22 protein-coding genes are annotated in these 26169 nt (G+C 39.2%); 14 read left to right on the forward strand and 8 right to left on the reverse strand.

All coding sequences use genetic code 11. The features are described from left to right. The first annotated feature begins 305 nt into the window (after positions 1-305). The 7 genes from araA to FF105_RS10835 all read left to right on the forward strand — a co-directional run bounded on the left by araA (position 306) and on the right by FF105_RS10835 (position 8279). Positions 306-1730, forward strand: coding sequence for an L-arabinose isomerase (araA, locus tag FF105_RS10805; protein ID WP_010292614.1), 1425 nt, complete (start codon positions 306-308; stop codon positions 1728-1730). 10 nt (positions 1731-1740) lie between these two features. Beyond that, on the forward strand, positions 1741-3120 hold the full coding sequence (locus FF105_RS10810) for a sugar porter family MFS transporter (RefSeq protein WP_147651167.1): 1380 nt from the start codon (positions 1741-1743) through the stop codon (positions 3118-3120). A 102-nt stretch (positions 3121-3222) separates the two neighbouring features. After that, the gene (locus tag FF105_RS10815) at positions 3223-4842 is read left to right on the forward strand and encodes a xylulokinase (RefSeq protein ID WP_147651168.1); all 1620 of its coding nucleotides are present in this window, start codon (positions 3223-3225) and stop codon (positions 4840-4842) included. A 1-nt stretch (position 4843) separates the two neighbouring features. Continuing rightward, complete coding sequence (locus tag FF105_RS10820) at positions 4844-5548, forward strand: L-ribulose-5-phosphate 4-epimerase (RefSeq protein WP_010292618.1); 705 nt, start codon at positions 4844-4846, stop codon at positions 5546-5548. Positions 5549-5563: 15 nt separating this feature from the next. Beyond that, positions 5564-6598, forward strand: coding sequence for an aldose epimerase family protein (locus tag FF105_RS10825; RefSeq protein WP_147651169.1), 1035 nt, complete (start codon positions 5564-5566; stop codon positions 6596-6598). 36 nt (positions 6599-6634) lie between these two features. After that, positions 6635-7243 (forward strand): DapH/DapD/GlmU-related protein, encoded by a 609-nt coding sequence (locus FF105_RS10830; RefSeq protein WP_010292619.1) that lies wholly within the window; start codon positions 6635-6637, stop codon positions 7241-7243. A 40-nt stretch (positions 7244-7283) separates the two neighbouring features. Beyond that, complete coding sequence (locus tag FF105_RS10835) at positions 7284-8279, forward strand: aldo/keto reductase (protein ID WP_010292622.1); 996 nt, start codon at positions 7284-7286, stop codon at positions 8277-8279. A gap of 88 nt (positions 8280-8367) precedes the next feature. On the opposite strand, the gene FF105_RS10840 is transcribed toward FF105_RS10835, so the two are convergent. The 6 genes from FF105_RS10840 to FF105_RS10865 form a co-directional block, all read right to left on the reverse strand. Next, positions 8368-9333, reverse strand: a complete 966-nt coding sequence (locus tag FF105_RS10840; RefSeq protein WP_010292624.1) for a beta-galactosidase small subunit — start codon at positions 9331-9333, stop codon at positions 8368-8370. Continuing rightward, positions 9311-11206 (reverse strand): glycoside hydrolase family 2 TIM barrel-domain containing protein, encoded by a 1896-nt coding sequence (locus FF105_RS10845; protein WP_010292626.1) that lies wholly within the window; start codon positions 11204-11206, stop codon positions 9311-9313. Before FF105_RS10845 ends, FF105_RS10840 begins: the two co-directional genes overlap by 23 nt. Positions 11207-11375: 169 nt before the next feature. Beyond that, complete coding sequence (locus tag FF105_RS10850; RefSeq protein WP_004914992.1) at positions 11376-11819, reverse strand: universal stress protein; 444 nt, start codon at positions 11817-11819, stop codon at positions 11376-11378. 392 nt (positions 11820-12211) lie between these two features. Further along, positions 12212-13495, reverse strand: coding sequence for a replication-associated recombination protein A (locus FF105_RS10855; protein WP_010292629.1), 1284 nt, complete (start codon positions 13493-13495; stop codon positions 12212-12214). Positions 13496-13502: 7 nt separating this feature from the next. Further along, positions 13503-13877 carry a YueI family protein gene (locus tag FF105_RS10860; RefSeq protein WP_290046869.1) on the reverse strand — a complete coding sequence of 125 codons (375 nt, stop codon included), beginning with the start codon at positions 13875-13877 and terminating at the stop codon, positions 13503-13505. Between the two features lie 94 nt (positions 13878-13971). Beyond that, positions 13972-15201, reverse strand: coding sequence for an MDR family MFS transporter (locus tag FF105_RS10865; protein WP_010292635.1), 1230 nt, complete (start codon positions 15199-15201; stop codon positions 13972-13974). Positions 15202-15313: 112 nt separating this feature from the next. Between FF105_RS10865 and FF105_RS10870 the strand changes: the two genes are divergently transcribed. Continuing rightward, on the forward strand, positions 15314-17047 hold the full coding sequence (locus FF105_RS10870; RefSeq protein WP_010292637.1) for an ABC transporter substrate-binding protein: 1734 nt from the start codon (positions 15314-15316) through the stop codon (positions 17045-17047). A 73-nt stretch (positions 17048-17120) separates the two neighbouring features. Here FF105_RS10870 and rpsD read toward each other — a convergent pair whose 3' ends face one another. Next, the gene (rpsD, locus tag FF105_RS10875; protein ID WP_139968492.1) at positions 17121-17732 is read right to left on the reverse strand and encodes a 30S ribosomal protein S4; all 612 of its coding nucleotides are present in this window, start codon (positions 17730-17732) and stop codon (positions 17121-17123) included. 305 nt (positions 17733-18037) lie between these two features. Here rpsD and ezrA point away from each other — a divergent pair, with 305 nt between their 5' ends. Then, positions 18038-19753, forward strand: coding sequence for a septation ring formation regulator EzrA (gene ezrA / locus FF105_RS10880; protein WP_290046870.1), 1716 nt, complete (start codon positions 18038-18040; stop codon positions 19751-19753). A 48-nt stretch (positions 19754-19801) separates the two neighbouring features. Next, the gene (locus FF105_RS10885) at positions 19802-20329 is read left to right on the forward strand and encodes a GNAT family N-acetyltransferase (protein WP_010294434.1); all 528 of its coding nucleotides are present in this window, start codon (positions 19802-19804) and stop codon (positions 20327-20329) included. A 40-nt stretch (positions 20330-20369) separates the two neighbouring features. Here FF105_RS10885 and FF105_RS10890 read toward each other — a convergent pair whose 3' ends face one another. Then, complete coding sequence (locus tag FF105_RS10890; protein ID WP_010294432.1) at positions 20370-21770, reverse strand: APC family permease; 1401 nt, start codon at positions 21768-21770, stop codon at positions 20370-20372. A gap of 117 nt (positions 21771-21887) precedes the next feature. On the opposite strand from FF105_RS10890, the gene FF105_RS10895 reads away from it, so the two are divergent. The 4 genes from FF105_RS10895 (at position 21888) to FF105_RS10910 (ending at position 26040) form a co-directional block, all read left to right on the forward strand. Then, complete coding sequence (locus tag FF105_RS10895) at positions 21888-22478, forward strand: guanylate kinase (protein ID WP_010294431.1); 591 nt, start codon at positions 21888-21890, stop codon at positions 22476-22478. A gap of 277 nt (positions 22479-22755) precedes the next feature. Further along, positions 22756-23949: an aminotransferase class I/II-fold pyridoxal phosphate-dependent enzyme gene (locus FF105_RS10900; RefSeq protein ID WP_010294429.1), complete on the forward strand. Its 1194-nt coding sequence runs from the start codon at positions 22756-22758 to the stop codon at positions 23947-23949. After that, positions 23942-24931, forward strand: a complete 990-nt coding sequence (locus tag FF105_RS10905) for a D-2-hydroxyacid dehydrogenase (protein WP_010294427.1) — start codon at positions 23942-23944, stop codon at positions 24929-24931. Before FF105_RS10900 ends, FF105_RS10905 begins: the two co-directional genes overlap by 8 nt. Positions 24932-24966: 35 nt before the next feature. Beyond that, complete coding sequence (locus tag FF105_RS10910) at positions 24967-26040, forward strand: PTS transporter subunit IIC (protein ID WP_010294426.1); 1074 nt, start codon at positions 24967-24969, stop codon at positions 26038-26040. The last annotated feature ends 129 nt before the right edge of the window (positions 26041-26169 follow it).

The raw sequence follows: 26169 nt of genomic DNA on the forward strand, positions 1-26169 counted from the left end.
AGTGTTGTCCATATCAATGAATAATTTAGTTTTGATGATAGTATTCTCCTTTATTGAAAACGCTTACATTTTCGGAATAGACAAAATTATACAGCGTCGGAATAAAAAAATCAAATGTATACCAATTACTATTTTATTTATAATACTGCTATTTTTAAAATTTATCAATAAAAAAATAAAATGTTGACATATACGGACAAATATTTTATTATGACATTGTAAGCGTTTCCAAAAGTGGCGATTCTAGAAAGCTAAATGATTTCGAAATGCAATACAATAACAAGTATTTTTTGGAGGAAAAATTAATGACAACAGAAGTAAAGCACAAGTTTTGGTTTGTTACAGGATCACAGTTTTTATACGGTCCAGAAGTTTTGGAGCAGGTGGCAGAAGACTCAAGAAAAATTATTAGTCAATTGAATGATTCTGGTAAATTACCATATCCGATTGAATTTAAAACTGTTGGTGTAACCGCCGAAAACATTACAGAAACAATGAAAGAAGCTAATTATGATGATAGTGTTGCAGGCATTATCACTTGGGCACATACCTTTTCACCGGCCAAAAACTGGATTCGTGGTACCCAATTACTGAACAAACCGCTTTTGCATTTGGCAACTCAAATGTTAAATACAATTCCTTATGACACTATTGATTTTGATTATATGAATTTAAATCAATCAGCGCATGGTGATCGAGAATATGCCTTCATCAATGCACGTCTACGACTAAATAATAAAATTATTTTTGGTCACTGGGCTGATGAAGACATTCAACTGCAAATTGGTAAGTGGATGGACGTGGCTGTTGCCTATGATGAAAGCTTTAAAATTAAAATTGTTACGTTTGCAGACAAGATGAGAAATGTTGCCGTAACTGACGGTGATAAAATTGAAGCCCAAATTAAGCTTGGTTGGACGGTAGATTATTGGGGGGTTGGTGATTTAGTTGAATATGTCAATTCAGTAGACGAATCAGACATTGACAAACTATATGATGATTTACAAGATCAATATGATTTTGTCCAAGGTGATAACAGCACTGAAAAATTCGAGCATAATGTGAAGTATCAACTGCGTGAATATATTGGTATCAAAAAGTTCTTAGATGATAAAGGCTATTCTGGGTTTACAACGAACTTTGAAGACTTAGTAGGATTAGAACAATTACCAGGCCTTGCTGTACAACTTTTGATGTCCGATGGTTATGGTTTTGCTGGAGAAGGGGACTGGAAAACAGCTGCTTTGACACGTTTGTTAAAGATTGTTTCTCATAACCAAGCCACAGCCTTTATGGAAGACTACACACTTGATCTGCGTAAGGGGCACGAAGCTATTTTGGGATCACATATGCTTGAAGTCGATCCAACAATTGCTTCTGATAAGCCACGTGTGGAAGTTCACCCACTTGATATTGGTGGTAAAGAAGATCCAGCACGACTTGTCTTTACAGGTCGCTCTGGTGATGCTGTAGATGTTACACTAGCAGACTTTGGAGATGAATTTAAATTAATTAGTTATGATGTTACTGGAAACAAACCAGAAGCAGACACACCAAATCTCCCTGTTGCTAAGCAATTGTGGACACCGAAGGCTGGTCTTAAGGCTGGTGCCGAAAGTTGGTTAACGGTTGGTGGTGGACATCACACAACATTGAGCTTCTCGGTTGATTCAGAACAATTAACAGACTTGGCTAATTTGTTTGGTATTAAGTTTGTGGATTTAAAGTGAGGATACCATAATGAAAAATAACCCAACAAAAAAAATTTCCAGCGCGTTCATTTATTTTTTTGGGGCATTTGGCGGCATTTTATTTGGTTATGATATTGGCGTAATGACAGGTGCTTTACCTTTTCTTCAGAAAGATTGGCATTTAACAGACGCTGGAACCATAGGTTGGATCACTTCAACTCTAATGCTGGGGGCGATTTTAGGTGGTGCATTAGCTGGTCAACTCTCAGATAAGCTAGGACGACGTAGAATGATTTTGGCTTCATCATTCGTCTTTGCTTTGGGGGCAATTATGGCCGGATTTTCACCGGATGATGGAGTTGCTTGGTTGTTAATTGCACGATTCTTGCTAGGATTAGCAGTTGGTGCCGCTTCAGCCTTAGTGCCCTCATATATGTCTGAAATGGCACCAGCTCGAACACGAGGACGTTTATCAGGTTTAAATCAATTAATGATTGTTTCTGGCATGCTGTTGTCATATATTGTTGACTACTTACTTCAGGAGTTGCCTCACATGTTAGCTTGGCGATTAATGTTAGGGTTGGCCGCTGTACCTGCTATTATTCTGTTTTTAGGAGTCCTTAGACTGCCTGAGTCCCCAAGGTTTTTGGTTAAAATGAATAAACTTTCAGAAGCAAAACAGGTCCTGACCTTTATTCGAACAGATGCTGAGGTGGAACCTGAATTAGCAGATATTCAAAAAACGGTCGCCATTGAGTCAGGTGCGCAAAAGAATATTACTTTAGCAACTTTGTTTTCAAGTAAATATCGGTACCTAGTAACTGCCGGAATTGGTGTTGCCGCATTTCAACAATTTATGGGAGCCAACGCGATTTTCTATTACATTCCATTGATTGTTGAAAAGGCAAGTGGACAAGCTGCTTCAAGTGCTTTACTCTGGCCGATTGTTCAAGGTGTGATTTTAGTTTTGGGTGCACTACTGTATATGGTAATTGCCGATAAGTTTAAGCGCCGCACATTGTTGATGTTAGGTGGCACAATTATGGCTTTGTCATTTTTGATGCCTGCTGCCTTAAATGCACTTGTGGGAGCAGATAAGTTTCCACCAATGTTAATTGTTGTGTTCCTATCGATCTTTGTTGCGTTTTATTCCTTTACATGGGCACCTTTGACCTGGGTATTGGTAGGAGAAGTCTTCCCATTAGCTATTCGAGGTCGTGCCAGTGGATTAGCATCATCGTTTAATTGGTTGGGATCATTTGCTGTTGGGTTGCTGTTCCCTATTATGACAGCGGCAATGCCTCAAGCATCAGTATTTGCGATTTTCGGTGTTATCTCTATCATTGCAGTTCTGTTTATTAAATTTGCGGTACCGGAAACACATGGCAAAACACTAGAAGAAATTGAAGCACAAGGGACAAATCATTAGACGATACGACAAGATTACATGATTTATCTGTATCAGTTTAAAAGCGCTAATCAGATAAATGAAAACTGATTAGCGTTTTTTATTTAAAGGAGAAAAATGTCAATGACACCGAAAGAAATTAAATCAGCTTTGCAAAAAGGGAAAGTCGCTCTTGGGGTAGAGTTTGGTTCTACTACTGTCAAGGCAATACTGACTACTGAAGATTTTCAAACAGTCGCTTCGGGTAGCTACGAATGGGACAACAACTTTCAGGACGGTCTGTGGACCTATGCGATTTCTGATGTTTGGTTGGGTCTGCAAACTGCGTATCGCAATTTAAAACAAAAAGTTGAAGATGAATACGGAGTTAAGATAAATAAAATTAGAACCATGGGATTTTCAGCCATGATGCATGGATACCTGGCATTTGATAAAGAAGATACATTATTGGTACCGTTCAGAACTTGGCGGAATGCCATAACAAGTGAAGCTGCTACAGAATTAACAAAACTTTTTGATTTTAATATTCCGCAACGGTGGAGTGTAGCTCATTTGTATCAAGCTATTTTGAATCAGGAATCACACGTTAAAAACATTGATTTTATCACGACTTTGGCCGGATATGTCCATTGGCAGTTAACAGGTAAAAAAGTTATTGGTGTTGGTGATGCGTCAGGTATGTTTCCGATTGATGAGCAAACTAGTCATTATAATCAAGAGATGATGACAAAATTTAGTGCACTTAAATCAGTACAACAATATCAATGGCAAATTGAGGATATCTTACCAAAACCATTGATCGCAGGTCAGAACGCAGGCAATTTAACTGAAAATGGCGCCCATCTTTTGGATCCTACTGGTGACTTAGAGTCTGGTTCTATCATTGCACCGCCGGAAGGAGATGCTGGAACTGGTATGGTGGCGACGAATAGTGTCAAAAAAAGAACAGGAAACATTTCGGTAGGAACTTCCATTTTTTCCATGATTGTCTTAGAAAAGAATCTTGAGCACGTGTACAGCAATATTGACATCGTGACAACACCAACCGGTTTACCTGTGGCGATGGTACATGCTAATAACTCTGCTTCAGATTTAAACGCATGGGCAAAATTATTTAGCGAATTTGCTCATAAAATTGGGAGCGATATAGCGACTAACAAATTATACGAAGTATTGTTTAACTCGGCTTTGAATGAGGCAGAACCCGACGCGGGCGGATTGACAGGATATGGTTATTATTCTGGTGAAAATATTACAGCTATACCAGAAGGTCGACCACTATTAGTTCGTCAACCAGATTCAAAATTTACAATTGGCAACTTGATGCGTATGCATTTATTTACAGCGTTCGGTGCCATCAAAATTGGTATGCGAATATTGGCAGATGAACAAGTATTGACTGATAACATTGTGGCCCAAGGAGGTGTTTTCAAAACACCGATTGTGGCACAAAAACTTTTGGCTGATGCTTTAAACACTGATATTACTGTTATGCAGACTGCAGGAGAAGGCGGACCTTGGGGCATGGCCTTATTAGCATTGTTTACTGCCAATAAAGCCCAAAATCAATCTTTAGATGACTTTTTAGAAAACAGTGTATTTGCCGAACAGCAATCTGAGACACTTTCACCTGACAAAAAAGACGTTGCAGGATTTGAATCGTTTATGAAACGATATATTGACGGATTAGAAATAGAATTGGCTGCTGTAAAAAATCTACCAGCTAAGAAAGGTAATGAATAAAATGTTAGAGGATTTGAAACAAAAAGTTTACGAAGCCAATTTAGCACTACCTGCTAATAACTTAGTGACTTTGACTTGGGGTAATGTATCACAAATAGACAGAGAAAAAAGATTGTTTGTGATTAAGCCGAGTGGTGTTGATTATGATAAACTAACGGCTTCAGACATGGTTGTGGTCGACTTGGAAGGTAACGTCGTTGAGGGTGATTTGAACCCATCAAGCGATACGCCAACGCATGCCTTTTTGTACAGACACTGGGAACAGATTGGCGGAATAGTACACACACATTCTAAATGGGCTGTGGCATTTGCGCAGGCAGGTGTTCCTGTTCCAGCGGCAGGTACAACACATGCAGACACGTTTTATGGCGATGTCCCAATTGCAGATCGTTTGACCAAAGAAGAAGTTGATGGTGAGTATGAGTTAAATACTGGTAAGTCCATTGCTAGGGTATTTGATCGTGAAAATATAGATCCTTTGGCAGTTCCTGGTGTTTTAACGAATGATCACGGGCCCTTTACTTGGGGTAAGGATGCCATGGATGCAGTGCACAACGCAATTGTTCTTGATGTTGTCTCTGAAATGGATTTTCATACCATGCAATTAAATCCTTCTCAAGACGTTCATGTGCCACAATATTTATTGGACCGTCATTATTTCCGTAAACATGGGGCCAATGCTTATTATGGGCAAGGTAAACATTAAAGGGGGAAGTTAATTATGGACATCACTGAAAGTAGCTTTGGTAGTTCAGCGAAGCTGTATACTTTGGAAAATGATCAAGGTGTTCGATTGAGTGTTACCAATTTTGGAGCTAGGATTGTCCGCCTACAGGTGCCAATTAATGGTGTGTATCGGGATTTAGTTTTGGGATTTGATTCTATGGCTGAGTATTTAGAAAAAGATCACTTCATGGGCGCCACTATCGGTCGAGTAGCAGGCAGAATCGCCGCGGGTCGTTTCAATATTGATGGGAAAAAGTATCAAACACCACTAAACGAGAATGGCAATACATTACATGGTGGGCCAGACAGTTTTGAGACAAAATTATGGCAATCACAAAAAAATATTACTGATGAGTTGATTGCGGTTACCTTTACGTATAATAGTCCCGCTCAGGAGAATGAATTTCCTGGTAACGTGACTGTTGAGGTCACTTACAGTTTAGATAATGCTAACGGTTGGGGAGTTGATTATAAAGCACATAGTGATGTAGCGACTTTATTCAATCCAACCAATCATGTTTATTTCAATTTGGATGGCGATCCGTCAAAGAGTGTTGGCAATCATAGTTTGCAGATTGATGCCCACCAATTTGCACCGTTAGACCAACATCATTTAACAACTGGTTTGCAACAGACGGTGAATGACAGTACTTTTGATTTCAGAAAACCAAAAAAAATAGCAGAAGTATTTACGACAGATAATCCTCAAAATCAACTGGTAAATGGGCTAGATCATCCGTTTTTTTTGGATAAAAAACATAATAATCAAGTAGCCGCCAAGTTAACATCAAGTGATGGACTAGTCGCTGTTAATTTAACAACGAGCTCACCAGCAGTTGTGATATTTACCGCAAATTTTGGAACAGATTTCAGTCTTCCAATGAGAAGAGGTCTATTTAAAAATCATGGTGGCATTACACTGGAAACACAAGTGGCTCCCGGAGCAGAACGCTATCCAGAATTTGGTAATATTATTTTAGATTCAAATTTACAGTATCATGAACGTACTTTGTTTGGCTTGGATTTTTAATCATGAGATTTTTGTAAATGAATAAATAGGTATAGTATGTTGGCAAAAGAATTAGACGCATTTGAAATAGAAAAATTAAAGAGAAAACCAATTGTACAGAAATTACTAGATGGAAATTGGTATCAGTATGGAAAAGAACCTGAATTGCAAAAAATTGTTAAAGCCAGCTCGCAAGCTATTCAAAATATTAATGATATAGCTAAACATGATTTTGACAAAGCATTGCAAAAAATTAAAGTTATTGCCCCAAATATTGATGCAAGTGTTGAAATTTATTTTCCTATAAGTAGTATCGAGTATCCAGAAAATGTCATTATTAAGCCAGGTACATTTATCAATTCAGGACTACAAATACTCAGTGCGGGTATAGTTAAAATAGGTAAAAACTGTTTTATTGGTCCAAATTGTTCATTATATACACCCAATCATCATCCTTATGATAAAATACTGAGAAGAGAGGGTTGGCAATATGATGCAGGTATTACTATAGGCGATGATTGTTGGTTCGGTGGCAACGTGACGGTTTTGCCTGGTGTCAGCCTAGGTGATAATGTGGTTGTTGGTGCGGGAAGTGTCATTACAAAAAGTTTTGGTGATGATGCTATCATTGCTGGTAACCCAGCTAGAATAATTAAGAATTTATAGTTATATTTTCCATAAAATAATGCAATGAGGGAGATCTCTAATGTATAGTGCAAATACAGATCGCTACCAAGAAATGATTTACAATCGTTTGGGAGCCAGCGGACTTAAAATATCTGCTGTTTCTCTTGGACTATGGCATAATTTTGGTAGTGTCGATTCTTTGGAAAATCAAAAGAAGATTATCCATCAAGCATTTGACCTAGGAATAACATACTACGATTTGGCTAATAACTATGGTCCAGTTCCAGGCAGTGCCGAAGAGAATTTTGGCCATGTGCTTTCTCGAGATATGAAGGCATATAGAGATGAAATGATTATCAGTAGTAAAGCTGGCTATCATATGTGGGAAGGACCGTACGGTGATTGGGGTTCTCGAAAAAGTATTATAGCTAGTGCTAATCAGAGTTTACAAAGAATGGGTTTAGAGTATTTTGACATTTTTTACTCACATCGGCCTGATCCTAAAACAGCTATTGAGGAAACAGCACTTGCATTGGATCAATTAGTTCGTGAAGGTAAAGCTTTGTATATCGGTGTTTCTAACTATGATGGCAAACAAACATCTGCTATTTCTAAAATTTTTCATGAATTAAAGACCCCCTTCGTTGTTAATCAATCAAGATACAATATGTTTAACAGAAAGATAGAAGGTGATTTACTTCCGGTTTTGAAAGATAATAATAAAGCAGCTGTTGTTTTTAGTCCATTAGCGCAAGGATTATTAACAAATAGATACTTAAATGGCATTCCTGATGATTCGCGAGCGGCCAAATCTTCAAGTCCTTTTCTTAAAAAGGAACAGGTGGAGAAAACATTGAACACAGTTAAAGAGTTAGAATGTGTTGCGGAAAAAAGAGAACAGACTTTAGCTGAAATGGCTATTGCATGGAATTTACGACAAAAAGAAGTTTCATCAGTTATAGTAGGTGCTAGTCGAAGTGAACAGTTGCAAAATAGTGTAAATGCACTCAAAAACTTAACCTTTAGTGTCGAAGAATTGAAGATAATTGATAAAATATTAGATGATGTTGACTGAGTGAAAGAATGGTGTAAAAAACAATATAAAAAGTAGAGGATACATTGGTCGGCCAATATATCCTCTATTTTTTTACTGTTAAGTTATGTCACTGAAAAGGAACAATTGTAAAATCGAAAGCATGATTAGTTTCACCGGAAATATGATATTCTGGCTCGACATCGGTACCCCAGCTGTCTATGCCACCTACACCTCGAACGGCACCATAAATTGCGATGACGCTACGTCTAGGTAGGGGGAGTTCCTCAATATGTGTGGCGCTTTCAAGCTCAATTGCAGTATAAGGTAGTGCGGAAAAAGCAAATGGTTGTGTATGTTGATTAAAAGTGAGGCGATTAATTGACGTACTATGGTTGTGCGTTGGCTGTGACACTGCGTTTTTGACTGTTAGAGAATGAGTTGCCATGTGCATGCCCATTTCCTGTGGCACAAGATAAGGTGTCAGCGGTAGGCCAACAATGTCAAACGTTCCTGTCAAGGCGCCTGCTTGTCGATCAGGGTAAGTTTCGCCAGATAGACCAGTATATTGAAAACCGTCAGCGACTTCTGGCATGATAAAGCTTAATCCTAAAGCTGGTAATTCTGGTAATCCAGAGGTTCCGGTGTAGTTTACTTTGATTGTGATGTTGCCGTTTTGACTCACTAAATAAGTAACATCAACTGTTGTTTGTGGTGTTGTAGCTGTTAAAAAGCTGAAGGTAATGGCCACATTTTTAGCAAAAATCTCATTTGAAAAACGATTGTTATCCGGTGCGGTTGGCAAGCCAAGGCTTTTATCGTCTATTTTAACGTTGATATCTTTTAGCGTTATGAACATGTCTGCGCCAAACCAAGCTGCTGATTGAGTTGAAAAATGACTACCACGATCATTATCAGTTGTTGCGCGCCAAAACGTTAATTTTGGCACACGGTACAGCCATTCTGCTGTATTGACAACGAGTGACTCTAGTCCACCTTTTTCATAACTAAAAATATAGTCAAAGCTGTTACCGTGTAACCCAAGCGTACCATCTCCATATACAACACGTAATTCATTCATTGTCATAGCGTCCATAATAATATCTGACCTCCTGCATGGCTGGCTTCTCTTGACGGTTGGCAAACACGATACCATCACCTGAAAATTCATAATCTGAATGGCGATCATTAAAATCACCACCATATCTTAACACTTGCTGACCAGTAACTTTATCGGTTACGTACAAAGCTTGATCAATATAATCCCAAATGAAGCCACCTAAATAACTATCAAATTCATCAAAAAGCTGCATATAATCACCTAAACCACCAACTGAATTACCCATACTATGCATATATTCACAATTTAAATAAGGTTTTTTGGGATGGTTGGTGAGATAATCTTTGATTGCTTTTGGGTGTGCATACATTCGGCTTTCCACGTCAGATATGCGATCCTCATCAATACGATTTTGAAAAACACCTTCATAATGGGTTAGACGTGAGTCATCAACTGATTTGAAGTAGGCGTCCATTGCTGCAATATTGTCACCTGTATAAGATTCATTGCCCAATGACCAAAACAAAATTGCAGGATGATTTTTAAATTGTTCAAAATTGGATTTGGCGCGATCTAAAACAACGTCTTGCCATTCAGGAATTGAACCAGGAACATTATACGATGGCTCGACAGCGCCCATTTTTTGCCATGAACCATGGGATTCTAGGTTAGTTTCCGCCATCATATAAATGCCATTTTGATCGCATAAATTGTACCAAGGTATTTGATTTGGGTAGTGAGATGTACGAACGGCATTGATGTGATTGTTTTTAAAGATACTAATATCTTTTGTCATGTCGCTCATTGTGATCGTGCGACCGCCTGTTGGGCTCCATTCATGACGATTGACGCCATTTAAGCGCAATGGCACATTGTTAAGTGTGACACGATTATGACTATCTTTGTGCAAACGACGAAAGCCAAATGAATAAGGAACAACAGCAATAATATTTTGATTAGCATCAAAAATCGTGATGAGTAATTGATATAAATTAGGGTGCTTGTGCGACCATAATGCAACGTTTTCAATGACTGCACTTGAAGGCGTAACGTGACTGCTGATAGCAACGGTTTCTTGCCATACGATGTTTTGCGATGGACTTTGAACCACTATTTTGGCACTTGTACCAGTTAATTTGCCGTCAAAAGATAGTGACATTGACAAATTGCCTGTATGCAATTGTTTGTCTACGGTAGGCTTGAGAAACAAGTCAACCAAGTTGACTTGAGGCATTACAAGCAATCGCACGCTGCGAAAGATACCTGAAAAACGGAACATGTCCTGATCTTCAATAAAGGCAGCTGTACTGTATTTATATACTTCAACTGCTAATTTATTTTCACCCGCTTGCAAATAAGGTGTTAGATCAAATTCAGCTTGTGAAAAACTATCTTCAGAATAACCAATAAAATGACCATTGAGCCACAGATACATCGCTTTTTCAACACCATCAAATTGAATATGAACGTCATGTTGAGCAAAATTGTTTGGTAACGTAAATGTTTTGATGTATTGACCAACGGTATTATCTGCCGCTTCACTGAAAAGACCTTTATATGATTTATCGTGACTAAGAGAATATGGTGGGCGTCGATAGATTTTGCCTTCCCAAGGGTAGAGTGTATTGATGTAGTGAATTTGGCCAAATCCTTGTAACTCAATATGTCCCGGAACTGCAATGTGATCGAATTGTTCAGCGTTAAAATCAATTTTTTCAAAGCCAATCAGTCGCTGAGATGGATTTTCTGAAAAATGAAATTGCCAGTCACCATCTAAACTTTTAGTAAAACTCGATTGCTTTTGTTTGATTTCATCTGTCGTTCGGTACATGGTATGATCACTATGAGCTGGCAATTTACCAACGCGGAAGACGCGTGGATCATCTAACCATTCCAATTTTTCTAACATAATGTCTCCTTTATTAGCATAGTAATGAAACCGCTTACAATAGAATTTTACCATAAATTAGTAAATATTTTATAGAATTTATTTGATGATTACTAAATATTTTTTAGTCACAACTAAACGACAAATTCAAAAAAAAACAACCTCAACATGAGGTTGTTTTTTGAAGCGCTTAGCCACGAACAACTAATACGTCTGTTTTGGCAGTGCGAGTTACAAATTCAGTTACTGAACCAATAACTAAGCGTTCTACGGCGTTCAAGCCAGTAGCGCCAATAACGATTAGATCAGCATTTACTTCACTTGGGACATCTTTAGCAATCAATGCTTTAGGTGAGCCATATTCAATTAAGTAGTCAACATTTTTGACACCAGCCTCGGTTGCTTGAGCCTTGTACTTTTCTAAGCTTTTGCGTGTTTCATCTGACACAGCTTCAACCATGGTGTCATCGAAACTAGCAACGTTTTGGAAAGCACGCGTATCAATTACGTTCAAAATTGACAAAACACCGGCATCGCCAGCATCCAGTGTCAATTCAATGGCGCGAGACAGGGCAGCTTCAGATTCTTTTGAGCCATCCATAGGTACCAAAATCTTGTGATAGTTTGCTGTCATAATAACTTCCTCCATAAAACGTGTTCCCACGGTTTTTCTTTACACCTTTAGTATAGCGCTTTCATACTGAAATTAGTAGTAAATTGTCTATTATTTCACAGAATAGTCTAATTCCAATAAAAAAGCGTTCACAAATGTGAACGCACGGGTCATGCCCGGAATACTCAATTGATACCGTTAATCGTTGCGCAGATTTTCCTCGAAATTATCGAGGTGGATGGTGCATCAAGATTGTCAGATTACCGAATGAAAGGGCAGATCTTCTAAGTCAAGAATTCCCAACCGAAAATAAAGGTTGTAAGGAAAAAGCTGATGATGCAACAATGCGTATATCTGAGTAATTCAAAGTATATTATAACGCGAAAAGATTTTGAACAACAGTCTTGACATTTTCAGCTTAACCCTTTTTGTTGTTGTGATTTTAACGACTGATAAACATCACGGAATTGCTTTTCGGTTTTGGAATTGCCTTTTGGTTGGAAGTAAGTTTTGTTTTTGAGTTTGTCTGGTAAATATTGTTGCGGCACCCAGTCATTATCAAAATCATGCGGATAAATGTAGCCCACACCATGACCAAGATCTTGCGCACCTTTGTAATGTGCATCTTTCAAGTGGTCTGGAATATCTGAAATTTTACCACTGCGCACATCACTGAGAGCGTTATCAATTGCAGTATAAGCAGCATTTGATTTTGGTGATAAAGCGAGTTCGATTATGGCGTTGGCCAATGGAATGCGCGCTTCTGGAAATCCGAGCGTTTGTGCGGCCTGAATGGCTGTTATAGCGCGTTGTGCTGCAGCTGGATTAGCTAAACCGATGTCTTCATACGCAATCACAGTTAATCGTCGCGCTAAGATTGGTAAATCGCCAGATTCAATAATGCGCGCTGCATAATGCAACGCAGCATCAGCGTCTGATCCTCGAATTGATTTTTGTAGCGCAGAAATAACATCATAATGTGCATCGCCATCTTTGTCTGCTGACAATGCCTTGCGTTGCACCGTTTCTTCAATAATAGGCAAGGTAATATGGATGATATTATCTTTATCTGATTTTGTGGATAATACAGCGAGCTCCAAACCATTGAGTGCACTACGAAGGTCGCCGTTAGTTGCTCGTGATAATTGCGTTAATGCATTATCATCAAGCGCAACATCATATTCGCCCAGCCCTTTTTCTTTGTCATCTAGTGCACGCGCAACGGCACTTTTAATATCCTCAGCACTAAGACTATTCACCTGAAAAATCTGTGTACGGGAGCGGATGGCTGGTGTGACGTTGATATATGGATTTTCGGTGGTGGCACCGATTAGAATAATTGCCCCTGATTCAAGGTGTGGCAACAAAAAGTCTTGTTTAACTTTGTTCAAACGATGAATTTCGTCGAGCAATAATACGACTGTACCAGACATTTTGGCTTCTTCAGCAACAATTTGCAAATCCTTTTGACTATCAGTTGCTGCGTTAAGCATACGAAAAGCATATTTTGACGAACCAGCAATCGCACTAGCGATTGAAGTCTTACCTGTACCGGGTGGACCATATAAAATCATGGAACTCAAGCGATGCGCAGCGACCATACGCCAAATAATCTTGCCTTCACCGACAAGATGTTGTTGACCAACAATTTCTTCAATTTTTGTGGGGCGCATACGGTACGCAAGCGGTTGTTGCATGAGGCACTTATCCTAAATAAATATTATCAACATTAACAGCGGTGTTGGCTGCTAGTAAAACGGCGATTGGATCATCTTGCTGATGGCTTTTAGTTGCATCAGATAGTAGTGTGAAAGGGTGCTTGCTTTGTGTAGCTAGACCAACGTATTTAGCAAAATAGTCGCCTGCGAGATTTTGGTCGATCAGCACTTTCCCAATGATGTGTGATTTTAACGAAGTGGCAAAAGCTGATTGTATTGCAGTACTGCCCAGTTGCGAAACTTTAACAGCAACAATAACACGTTCTCGAAACGTGCCAAGGTAGCGGCTTTGTTCGTCAGGATTAATTTTTGGTGTGCCGTTACCAAGTTGCTCTTGCTGTAAGCGTTCATTGATGTCCATATTTTTCTCCGATACGTTTGATACTTCCATTATACGTTATCTGGGAATGGTTTTTCATGTTTAGATGAGGATTTTTGCGGATCAATTTTATTTGTCAAGTTTGAACGTGATGAGCATCAAACATTTTTAGTGATATTAACGTTAAAATAATAGCGCCACCGCCTAGAAATAAAATCAGGATGCCGATGAGTGAATTAGTGAGTAGTGGTGATCCAACTAAAACCAAGCTAGCCAGTATTTTACCTAGTTGAAAGATACTACCATTGAAAGCAATATAGGCGCCACGCTGGCTTTTGGGCATTAAAATAGCCAACTGTACCTGTCGAGTTGGCACATACATGAGTTCTCCAAAAGATAGAATTAAGCTTGAAAAAAGGAGTGGTAAAAAAGTGATTGTGGTTGCTTGCAAAGCGTAGCCAATCGTGAATAATAATGTGCCAATTGTGAAAATATAGCGGGTATTATACCGCGTAATCCAATTTGAAAACAGCGCAGTGAAAAATATAATAATTAATGTGTTGATTGTCGTTAACACGCTAATCATTTTAACACCGTTCAGTGGCACAGCAAATATTGTCGTGTGAACGAATTTTTCTGCAAGATGAATCGCAATATAATTTGTCCGTTGAAATTCAACCGCAAGCAATAAAATGCCACCTAACGTGAAAATGAGAAATGGTAAATCTTTAAAGACGGGCTGATAGTGTTTGAAGACAGCAATCATGCCGATTTTTGGTGAGGATTTTTGGTTGCTTTGATAGGTTTCGGTAATTGAAAAAATCGTCAATAAGAGTGATAAAGTGTTAATTATCACGAGCGTAGAAGATAATGTTATGAAGTGTGATTCAAATAACCAACCGCCAAGCATGCTGCCAATCATTAAGGATAAGTTACTAGCCCAATAATTGATGGCATACATAAAGGCACGTGTTGTTTTAGTCGAAACATCGATTAACATTGCCTCGCTGGCTGGGCTAAGCAAGCCACTAGCAATATTGCCAATTGACATCATGATAAAGGTTAGCCAAGGCAGATGGTATACTGGAATGTTTGCCAAAAAAATACCAGCTGATCCGATTAGTTTAATGGTTTCACCAGTAATCAATAAAGGTCGCCGTCCATACATATCCGTCAAATGACCACCATAAACACCGGCTAAAAAAGCAATGACGATATTAATCATCATTAAGATTCCTGCTGTTTGTGCATCATAGGCATGGGATAAATAGATAGCCATAAATGGGAAAATCAGTGAACTACCAAAACGACTTAAAAATTGGATTTTGATACGAGCTTTAATATTAGGATGTAAAGTTTGCCACATGAGATTATTTCTCGCTTTCATAAGTGCATGTTATGATTATAAAATAGACATTAATTTTGTAAAACGGACTTCGTTAAAACAAAATGTCTACTTTTACAGCAGGGATATGAAAATGATTAGTAAAATTTACATTGAATTACGTCTTCATTATTTAAAATTTGGAACAATTGTTCAGTTTAGAACCCAAGAATTAGCTGATTTTTGGGCGGTTTCAGTTAAACAAACGCAACGAAGATTGCGGCACTTTTCGGATGACGGATTGTTAACTTATGAACCGGGACGAGGACGTGGTCATTTGTCACAAATTCATTTTTTGAATGATTTTCGCGTTGAGTTAACAGACACGATGCGTCATGCAATCACCATAAATGATACTGACGTGATGTTTTATCTCTTTCAACTAGGCGTACCGACAAGTTGGTTGGCACAATTTCGTCGTCAATTAACAAATCTTTTAGGATTACAAGTGCAAGATGATCATAAAAGAATCTTAAGGCAAGTTTCGACGCGTAAAATAACGTCATTAGACCCAGTTAACGTGGCTATTCATCATGAATATGAATTAGCTATGCAACTAGGTGATACGTTAATCAAATATGACAATGGTTTACAACCAGGATTAGCACACCATTGGACGTCAAATCAATCGGCGACGATCTGGACTTTCTATTTACGTAAAGGGGTGCAATTTCATAATGGCAAAGAAATGACCAGTCTTGATGTCAAAAAGACATTTGAGCGTGTGCAACAGCGAGTAGGTGATCGCTATTGGCAGTTGATCAATCTTGTAAAAATAGTTCCGCGAGCCACAGACGTCGTTGAATTTTATTTTAGTGCTTCTGAACCACTATTTGCGAGATTTGTTGTCGACGCCAAATATATTATTATTGATTGTGATTCATCAATTGACAATCTTCATTGGATTGGAACGGGCGCTTTTGAAGTGGTTGAAAGCACAAATGACATCTTTAGGTTGAAAGCTTTCAATAATTATTATGGTTTTCGTGCCATGATTGATGAGGTTCAGTATCTGTTAGTTGATGACGATAACATCGCCAAACACTTATTTAATCCCGAAGACTACGGCAATTATGACTATATAAAAAAACAACGTGCTATACCTGGTGCTGAATTTGTCATCGCGAACATGAATCGTAAGACTATTATTCAGAACGTATTAGTGCGGGAAGCGTTATACAACATCATTGATATGCGTTACTTTGATAGGCATTTGGGTGATATTGCCAGTCATTACAACCGTGAGGATTCTATTGCAGATCATAGTAAATCGATGCAGCAGGCCCAAAATTTAATCAGGAAATCTGGTTATTCCGGCGAACCAATTGTTCTAGGTGTGCTTTCGCATATCAAATCGGCTATTGATATGGCAAAGGGGATACAAGAACGCGCACAACAAGCTGGTATTTATATTGAAATTTTGTATTATAGTTTCACAAATGATTACTATTCCGATGTTTTGGAGCAACAAGTAGATCTCGTCATGTTAGCTGATGTCCCAATGAACGACGACGAATTTGCTTATATAGAATTTTTAACAAGCCCGACATTGTTGGTACAAAAGATGTTAACAATTGATTTGAAAAATGATTTACAGCAAATGGTTATTCAATTCAAACAAGCACCAACTATAGAACAGCGACATACTATATATTTGACGATTGATAATTGGTTAACAGATCATTTTTTCATGATTTATACAGTTCATGCGGTTCGTGATGTCTATATCCATCAATTTCTAGCTAATGGTGAATATGGAAATGACTATAAAAACGCGTGGCAAATGCCAAAAGGACACAAAAAAAGCACCACCGAACGTGATATGTAACCAAAAGTTAAAACAACTTTTTGGTGTACTATCATGAATGGTGGTGCTTTTTAAACCGAATTGAATTAAGTTATTAACCCAAACGGTTGTAGTATTCGACGATCAACGCTTCGTTGATTTCGGCATCTAGTTCTTCACGTTCTGGCAAACGAACTAAAGTACCTTCAAGCTTTTCGGCATCAAATGATACGAATTGTGGACGAGCCACTACTGATTCAACAGCAACTTGGATAGGCAAGATGTTCTTTGACTTCTCGCGAACTGAGACAACCTGACCAGGTTGAACGTTGTATGATGGGATATCAACGCGCTTACCATCAACCAAGATGTGACCGTGGTTAACTAATTGACGTGCTTGTTGGCGTGTAGTTGCCAAACCAAGACGGTAAACCAATGAATCCAAACGTTGCTCCAACAAGATCATGAAGTTAGTACCGTGAGTACCCTTACGGATCTTACCAGCTTTGTTAAACAAAGAATGGAATTGACGTTCAGTCAAACCGTAAGTGAAACGCAACTTTTGCTTTTCACGCAATTGTGTACCATATTCAGAAATCTTGGCGCGACGGCCGGCACCGTGATCGCCAGGTGCGTATGCACGACGTGACAATTCTTTACCAGTACCAGACAATGAAACACCCAAGCGACGAGAAATGCGCCACTTTGGACCTGTATAACGTGACATGTATATGTCCTCCAAAATGTAGTTTGCTGTACATTTGAGGGTAAGCACCAGATGCGTGCAGCGCCGAACTTGACGTTTCTCAGAACCAGTAGCTATGGTCTTACTAACGATTTGGGGCGCTGTTGACGCGCTTCTTTACTTACTGCTACTCAATTTAACAACTTCTCCCATAGTACCAGAAACCTAAGGAAATAGCAAGTTCTTAAGAAAGCTGTAAACGATTTGAGATTTAGCAAACGTCCTTTAATTCAGCTAAATAAGTGATAATATTGAGAGTGAAAATTAAAAGGTCGGAAACTATCTCTATGTTCAATTTTACAATTCTAGCAATTATATTAGCACTCGTGGTTATTGCCTATTTGGCAATCTTTGTTTTACAAAGAGCCACTGTCAAAAAGGTCAATGAACTGAAAGCTCGGAAAGCCCAACTCGAATCGCTCAAGGTTCGTACTGAGTTGGTTGAGGCACGTAAGCTATCTCTGACAGGGCAATCGCTCAAAAATTATCAAAAATTTGAAAGCGACTATAACGACGTTCAAAATAATAAATTTTTGAAAATTGATCAACAAGCCAATTTGGTTCTTTTTGAGGCGCGCGGAATCAATATTGTTAAAACACGCCGTGAAATGGTGCGTTTGCAATCAATGGTTGATGATACAGAAACGATCATTAAAAACGTACGCGCAGGTTTGTCGGATTTGAAGAAAATTGATGAAGCGCATCGAGAAGCAATTCGTGATCTTAAAAAGAAGTATGAGGACTTGCGCAAACGTTTATTGGCCGAAAATTTCAAGTTTGGTCCGGCCAATCCTGCACTTGACCAGTTTTTGAGTCAACTTGAAGGTGATTATGATGAATTCACCCGTTTGACTGAAGCGGGTGATCATGCCACGGCCTCAGACATTTACGAACAACTTGCCATGGAAACCACACAAATGGAAAACATGATGCAAGATATTCCGGCTTACTTTGACAAATTGAACGTTAAATATGTAGAACAACTCAATGAACTTGCGCAGGGACATGCACAATTGGTGGCTGATGGCTACGTGTTCCCAAATGATAGCGTGGAGCAAGAATTACAAGCCATTGATGGGCAGCGCCAACAAGTGTTAAACTTATTGGCTGATCTTAAATTAAAAGAAGTTGCCGAGCAAAATGGTTACATTGAAACACGTATCGACAATATGTACGATACAATGGAAACTGAAGTCAAGGCACGCCAACATGTTGTTAAAAACGCGAATAACTTATCATCTGATTTGTTGCGCTTGCGAGAACAAAATCAAGCTTTGACAATTGAACTAGATCGTTTGGGACAAAGTTTTCAATTTAATCACCAAGAATTGGAAACCCGACGGACATTACTTGAACAAATTAATACGGCGGAAGCACAAATTGATCATAATGATGATTTGTTAGAATCCAAAGAAATTTCATATAGTGAGTTGCGAATTCAACAAGAAAAACTCTTGAAGCAGTTTGCCGAAATTGAAACACAACAAGTTGAAATTTGGGACAAGATTTCCGGATTGGAAAAAGCAGATCGTTCAGCCCGTCAGCTTGGCGGTCAATATCAACAAGAAATTGAAAATATTAAACACGCTGTTGAACGCCTTAATTTACCAGGTTTGCCAGCGGTTTATCTGGAATATTTCTACGCTGTATCCAATGAATTAGAACGATTAGCTAAGTCTTTAAATGCCAATTTGATTGATATGGATGAAGTCCAACGTCAGCTTAACATTGTCTCTGCCGATATTGATACATTAAAAGAAAAGACAGATGATATTGTTGACGAAGCCGCACTAACTGAGCAACTATTGCAATATTCAAATCGTTATCGTGCTTCAAGTGAGCGGGTAGCTGCCGCTAGTGAGCAAGCACGTATGTTTTATGAACGAGAGTACAATTTCAAACAGGCAATGGACGTCTTGGGGCCAGCGCTTAATAGTGTTGAACCTGGTATATATGAAAAAATTGTTGATTCCTATATGCGTCGTAAAACGCCATTGTCCTAAAAGTCATCACAACCGTGATGGCTTTTTACATTAAGAATGAGGCAACAAATGAAACAAGTTACTGATTATCCAGAAATTCAAACTGAGCGTTTGCGGCTTCGTCGCGTTCGTCTATCGGATGCGCCGGCAATGCTGATATATATGAGCGATGAAGATACAGTCCGTTGGTTATCTGGAGTAAGAAAACAAACGATTACCGAAATAGCAAAATCTATTCGTGATTATTTTTGGCATGATGAACCTGGCACCATGAAATATGCCATTGCTGATTTGGAAACTGATGAGTTGATTGGTACAATTGATTTTCGATACCATTCTAATCAAAACGATGCAGAAATTGGTTATGTTTTGACACCACAACGGCGTGGTAATGGCTATGTTAGTGAAGCAGTGAGGGCATTGCTTCACATCGGATTTACAGAATTAGGCATTAACGTTATTTGGATTGGACATGATCAAGGTAATGTTCGAAGTCGGCGGGTTCCTCAGCGACTTGGTTTTCATACTGAAGGTGTAGATTCAAAAGGACACCAAATTTGGACATTGACTAAGCGTCAGTATCTTGCAATGCAATAATAAAAGGATTCATCTATCTGTTAGATGAATCCTTTTTATGTTAAGACATTTTGGAATGCTTGATACCATAGGCAAAATACCAAATAATACCAATCACCAGCCAGATACCAAACATTTTGAGCGTTTCAGTTGACAACTGTGAAATGAAAAACAGACTCAACAAACCGCCGATGAATGGTATGACAGGATAGCCGGGAACTTTGAAACCATCATGAGCTAAGTCTTTACGACGCCGTAAAATCAGTATACCAAAGTTGATAAACATGAAAGCAACTAAGGTTCCGGCGTTGATTAAACTAGCCAAAGTGCTTAATGGAATCAAACCTGCAAAAATCATTTCGATGACAACGGCCACAATCAATGCATTGACGGGTAAATGAGATCCTTTTGAAATGCGCCCCAGTGAGCTTGGTAGCAAACCATCTCTGCCGAAAGAATACGCTAATCGTGATGAGGCATAAACAAGCGCTAAGACGGCTGTAAACATACCAATTAGTGCACCGACCGTGATGACAACAGAGAATTGTGTTTGATGAACGACTTGTAAAGCAAAAGCAGCAGGATCATCAACACCTAATTTTTTGTAGTTAACAATACCAGTTAAGACGATTGAGAAAAGTGTATAAAGCAAGGCAGAAACAATGACTGTACCAACAATACCTCTTGCCATCGTCTTTTGAGGATTTTTAACTTCGGCAGCATGCGCAGCAATTGTATCAAAACCAAGAAAGGCAAAAATAATGCTAGCGGTAGCTGCCCAAATACCATTCAATCCACCAAGACCGCTGTGAAATTCTTTTGGATAGAATGGGACATAATTGGTTGTTTTAATGAAAAACGAGCCACCAATAATGAATAGTGCAAGGATGACAATTTTTAAAACGACTGCTCCGTTTTCAATCTTTTTCGAGGTGCTAAGACCACGAGAAAGAATTGCTGCCACAATCAGAATAATCAACATGGCAAATAGATTAACCACGCCACCTTCCATTGGACCCGCCATGAGTGCCTTGGGCATATGGATATTAAATATTGTCAGTAAGTTGCCTAAATAAGCAGAAAATCCAGTGGCAATAGCAGAAACAGCGAGAAAATATTCGACAATTAAGGACCAGCCCAATAGCCAACCAATAATTTCGCCATAAATCACGCCGCCGTATGAATAGGCTGAACCAGCCACTGGCATCGCTGATGAAAATTCAGCAAAGGCCATACCTGATAAACCAGAAAAGACTGCCGCAATCAAAAAAGCAATCGCCACAGCCGGCCCAGCATGCTCAGCCGCTTCGTGGCCAGGTAAGATAAAAATACCTGTGCCAATGACAGTTCCAACCCCTAGACTAATCAGATCTTTAGTAGTTAAAACACGCTGCATGTGTGAATCAGCAGCAATATAATTATTGACTGACTCCCGTTTAAAAGCTCTTGATAATATAGACATAATAATTCTCCAACAAAATTTTAATAAATCAATAACTATTATTTTATCAATTTAACACGCTCTTGTCTAACGGTGTTTGAGGTTTTACGTTACAATGAAAGATAAGGAATTTAGATGATGAAAAATAATAAAGTGTTTGTTATAACGGGAGCGACTGGCGTTGGGAAAACCACAATTGCGCGTTACTTACAAGAAACCTATCATATGCCAAGGGTAATTACACACACGACCAGAAAGCCACGTGAGCGTGAAGAAAATGGTGGTGCTTACTATTTTGAAACAAATGATAGTTTCGAAAAAAATCATTATTTGGAACGGGTCATGTACGCGGGTTCAAAATATGGCTCTTCGCACGAGGCTTTGGCATTAGCGTGGGCGCAAAGTAATTTTGCGACGATCGTTTTGGATACGGCAGGTGCAATTACTTACGCACGAGAACTGGGTGAACAAGCCGTCATTATTTTTGTGACAGTAACGCATCCAGATGTGTTAATTGAGCGGGTCCAAATTCGTGGGGACGACCCGTCAATCGTGCAACAACGGATTGCTTCACCAGAGTTCATGCGCGATGTGACATTGCCAGAAGCGTTGAGAGGGATTGCCTACCAATTAGAAAATGATGATTGGGCGAAGACAAAAGCACGATTAGATTTGATTGTAACGGACGTTATGAATGGTAGAAGTCTACCAAAAAAATCTAAACTGTGATTTTTTTTAGAATATGCTTGACATAAAATAATTTTGGTATTATAATTATCTCATAATTTAAAAAGGTATTGGTTATATGACACGTACACATCGCGCAATTTCAGTAAATTATTACTTTAAGTATTTCGACTAATCGTCCTAATACTTAAAGCATTTTGCGTAGGTATTCGGACAACGTTCCGAATGCCGCGATGAGTTCATTATTAATGAGCAAACGCACATTCGGGTAGTCGTCCGAGTGTGCGTTTTATATTTGTTTTGATTAAGGAGAATGAAAATGGAAGTTAAACCGGAATTATTGCAATCGTTGAATAAAAATCTTGCGTTGGTTGGCCCATCAGCGATACGTGCTTTTGATGTAGAGGTTAGTGCCATTCCAAACATCATTAAGTTAACATTGGGTGAACCAGATTTCAACGTTCCAGAGCATATCAAACAAGCTGCAATTCAATCAATTATTGATGATGATTCGCACTATGCTGCCTCGAATGGTACATTGGCACTGCGTCAAGCGGCTGCCAACTTTTTACAAGATCGTTATCAAGTTAACTATGATGCTGAATCTGAAATTATTGTGACAGTTGGTGCCACAGAAGCAATTTATGCAACGCTAACAACGATACTTAATCCTGATGACAAAATTATTTTGCCGACACCTATTTTTCCTTTGTATATCGCCGTAGGTTTAGTTGACGGTGCGCAACCTGTTTACATTAATACAGCAGCAACTGATTTTATTCTCACACCAGATTTGTTGAAAGCTGCGATTGCCGAACATGGTGACGCGATTAAAGCTGTGGTTCTGAACTTTCCATCTAACCCCACTGGCGTAACGTACAGTGATGAACAAGTTAAAGCATTGGCTGACGTGTTGCGTGAAACTAGTATTATCGTCATCTCTGATGAAATTTATTCAGAACTTTCGTATGACAATGACCACGTTTCAATGGCAAAATATCTCCCAGAACAAACAATTGTGCTAAACGGCGTATCAAAATCACATGCCATGACAGGCTATCGTATTGGAATTTTGGCTGGACCAGCAAAACTAGTGCAAAAAATTGCTATGATTCATCAATTTACAATTACAACTGCCTCAAACCCGGCAATGGCAGCCGCGACAGAAGCGTTAGGTACGGAAGCTGGTCGTCAAGATACGTTGGATATGAAGGCAGCCTATCGTCAGCGTCGAGACTTTGTCTATGAACAAATGACATCATTAGGATTTCAAGTTGCCAAACCTGATGGCGCGTTTTACATTTTTGCTAAAATTCCAGCTGGCTACTTGCAAGATGATTTTGAATTTGCGCGCGACTTAGCTAACAAGAATGGCTTAGCTTTGATTCCGGGCTCTTCCTTTGGACCTGGCGGAGAAGGGTACGTTCGTTTAAGCTACGCAGCCGCAATTGAAACGCTTCAAGAAGCAATGTCGCGTTTGACATTATATATGAAAGAAAATAAAAATGACTAAAATTTTAATGACTAGTGTTCGAAATGATGAAGAAGAGGCGATTGATGCCTACGCCAAATTGCATCACATTGAAATACAGATTTCTCGAGATGAGTTTCATCCAGAAACAATGCCAGATCTAACAGATATTGATGGTTTGGTGATTCAGCAAACTGCTGCAATAGGTGGTGATCAATCATTTTACAATCAACTAGCGCAACAAGTTGGCCAAATTGCGACGCGTACGGCAGGGTATGACATGATTGAGGTTGACTTGGCCAAAAACGCCGGATTAAAAGTTACTAATGTGCCAGCCTATTCTCCAAGATCAGTAGCAGAAATGGCCCTGATGCAAATTTTCCGTTTACTACGACGAACACCAGAGTTTGATGCGCGCATTGCACAAAATGATTTCCGCTGGGCAGGCTTGCAGTCGAGAGAAATTCATTCTGTGACAGTTGGTATCATTGGTGCTGGTCGTATTGGTGGTACATTAGCTGGCTTACTTCATGCGCTGGGGGCAAAAGTTTTAGCTTATGACGTTAAACCACGTGAGGAGCTACGAGATATTGTGACGTACGTTTCTAAGGAAGAAATCTTGTCTCAGAGTGACGTGATTAGTTTGCACGTTGACTTGAATGACACATCTGTTAATTTACTATCTGCTTCTGATTTTTCTCAAATGAAAGATGGTGGTTTACTCGTCAATGCCTCTCGTGGTCCAGTGATTAACACTGATGATCTGATTGATGCATTAGATAACGGCAAGTTGCATGCGGTTGCTTTAGATACTGTAACCGACGAGTCACCAGTTTTTAACCATGATTTACGAAAAACAGGGGTAGCAGATGAGCGCATTAAAAAGTTATTGGCGATGCCAAATGTCCTCTTAACACCACATATTGCCTTTTTCACGAATATTGCTGTTGCTAACATGGTAGATTTTGCCTTAGATGATGTCTTAACTCTTCTGTCAGGCGCCACTTCACCACATGAAATATAAAAAAGCGCTTTTTAGCGCATACATAAGGAAAAAATATGACAACACTCACTCAAAACATTCAAAAACGAACAAATCCCTTATCAATCAAACAGTTCATCATTAATGTCTTAAATGGCACTAGTTTGGGTATTGTTATTACTTTAATTCCCGGAGCGCTAGTCAGCCAGTTGCTCTTACTGTTTTCTGGTAATCAAATTGCGACTCAAATTGGCTTCATGACAACCTTGATTCAAAGTGCGTTACCAATTGTTGCGGGATTTGCAGTAGGGCAAATTTTTAAACTGTCGGCGATTGATTCTGGTTCTATTGGCTTAGCAATGTTTGTTTCAGCTGGTGTTGTAACGAATACGCCCAAGGGGATGATTATTGGTGGAACGGGCGTTGTGCTTAATATCATTTTAGTAGCGCTCCTTGCCACAGCGTTGGTTAAATTAACTGAAACAATTTTTGGACACTTGAAAATGTTACTCCAACCGCTGTTTGTACTCGTTGTTGCGGGCGGAATTGGTTTAATTACTTTAGATCCGCTCAGACGCGTGCAAATGGTCATTGGGTCATGGGTTGCGCAAGCTACTGATTTAACACCTATTCTGATGGGGGCTGTACTAGCGGCAGCGTTTGCATTTTTAGTGGTTTCACCATTATCATCGGTTGGAGTAGCAATGGCCATTAGTTTGACCGGAGTGGGATCTGGTGCCGCAAACGTTGGTATCACGGTCGCAAGCTTCACTTTGGCTGCAATGGGTGCCAGTGTGAATCCGCTGGGTGGAACCTTGGCACACTTTGTTGGTTCGCCAAAGATTCAGATGGCTAATATGCTAACAAAACCAAAGCTCTTTTTGCCAACAACTATAGCGGCCGCTATAATGGGGGCTATTTCCACTTTGCTAAACATCAAAGGAACGCCTTTTTCGGCTGGTTTTGGATTTTCCGGTCTCATTGGTCCTTTAACGGCGTTTAATGAAGCTGGAAAAACGGGAATGGCCATGTTGAATGTGATCATTGTGTTTGTTGTTTTACCAATTATACTTGCATTGGGGATGAAGTGGTTGTTTATGACTAAAATAAATATGATTAAACCGGAAGATTTAAAATTAACATTGAAGTGAGCTATTAAGATAAGGTAAAGGGCGGGGCGAATGAAGCGAACGAGGTGAAGGAATTAAGGGGTAAAAGGGAGTAAAAAGCGAACGTAAAAGGAGAAAAGGGAGATAGAGGGAGGAAAGGACAAACGGGGT

It is taken from the genome of Leuconostoc sp. UCMA20149, assembly GCF_030400235.1.
Lineage (GTDB): Bacteria > Bacillota > Bacilli > Lactobacillales > Lactobacillaceae > Leuconostoc > Leuconostoc pseudomesenteroides.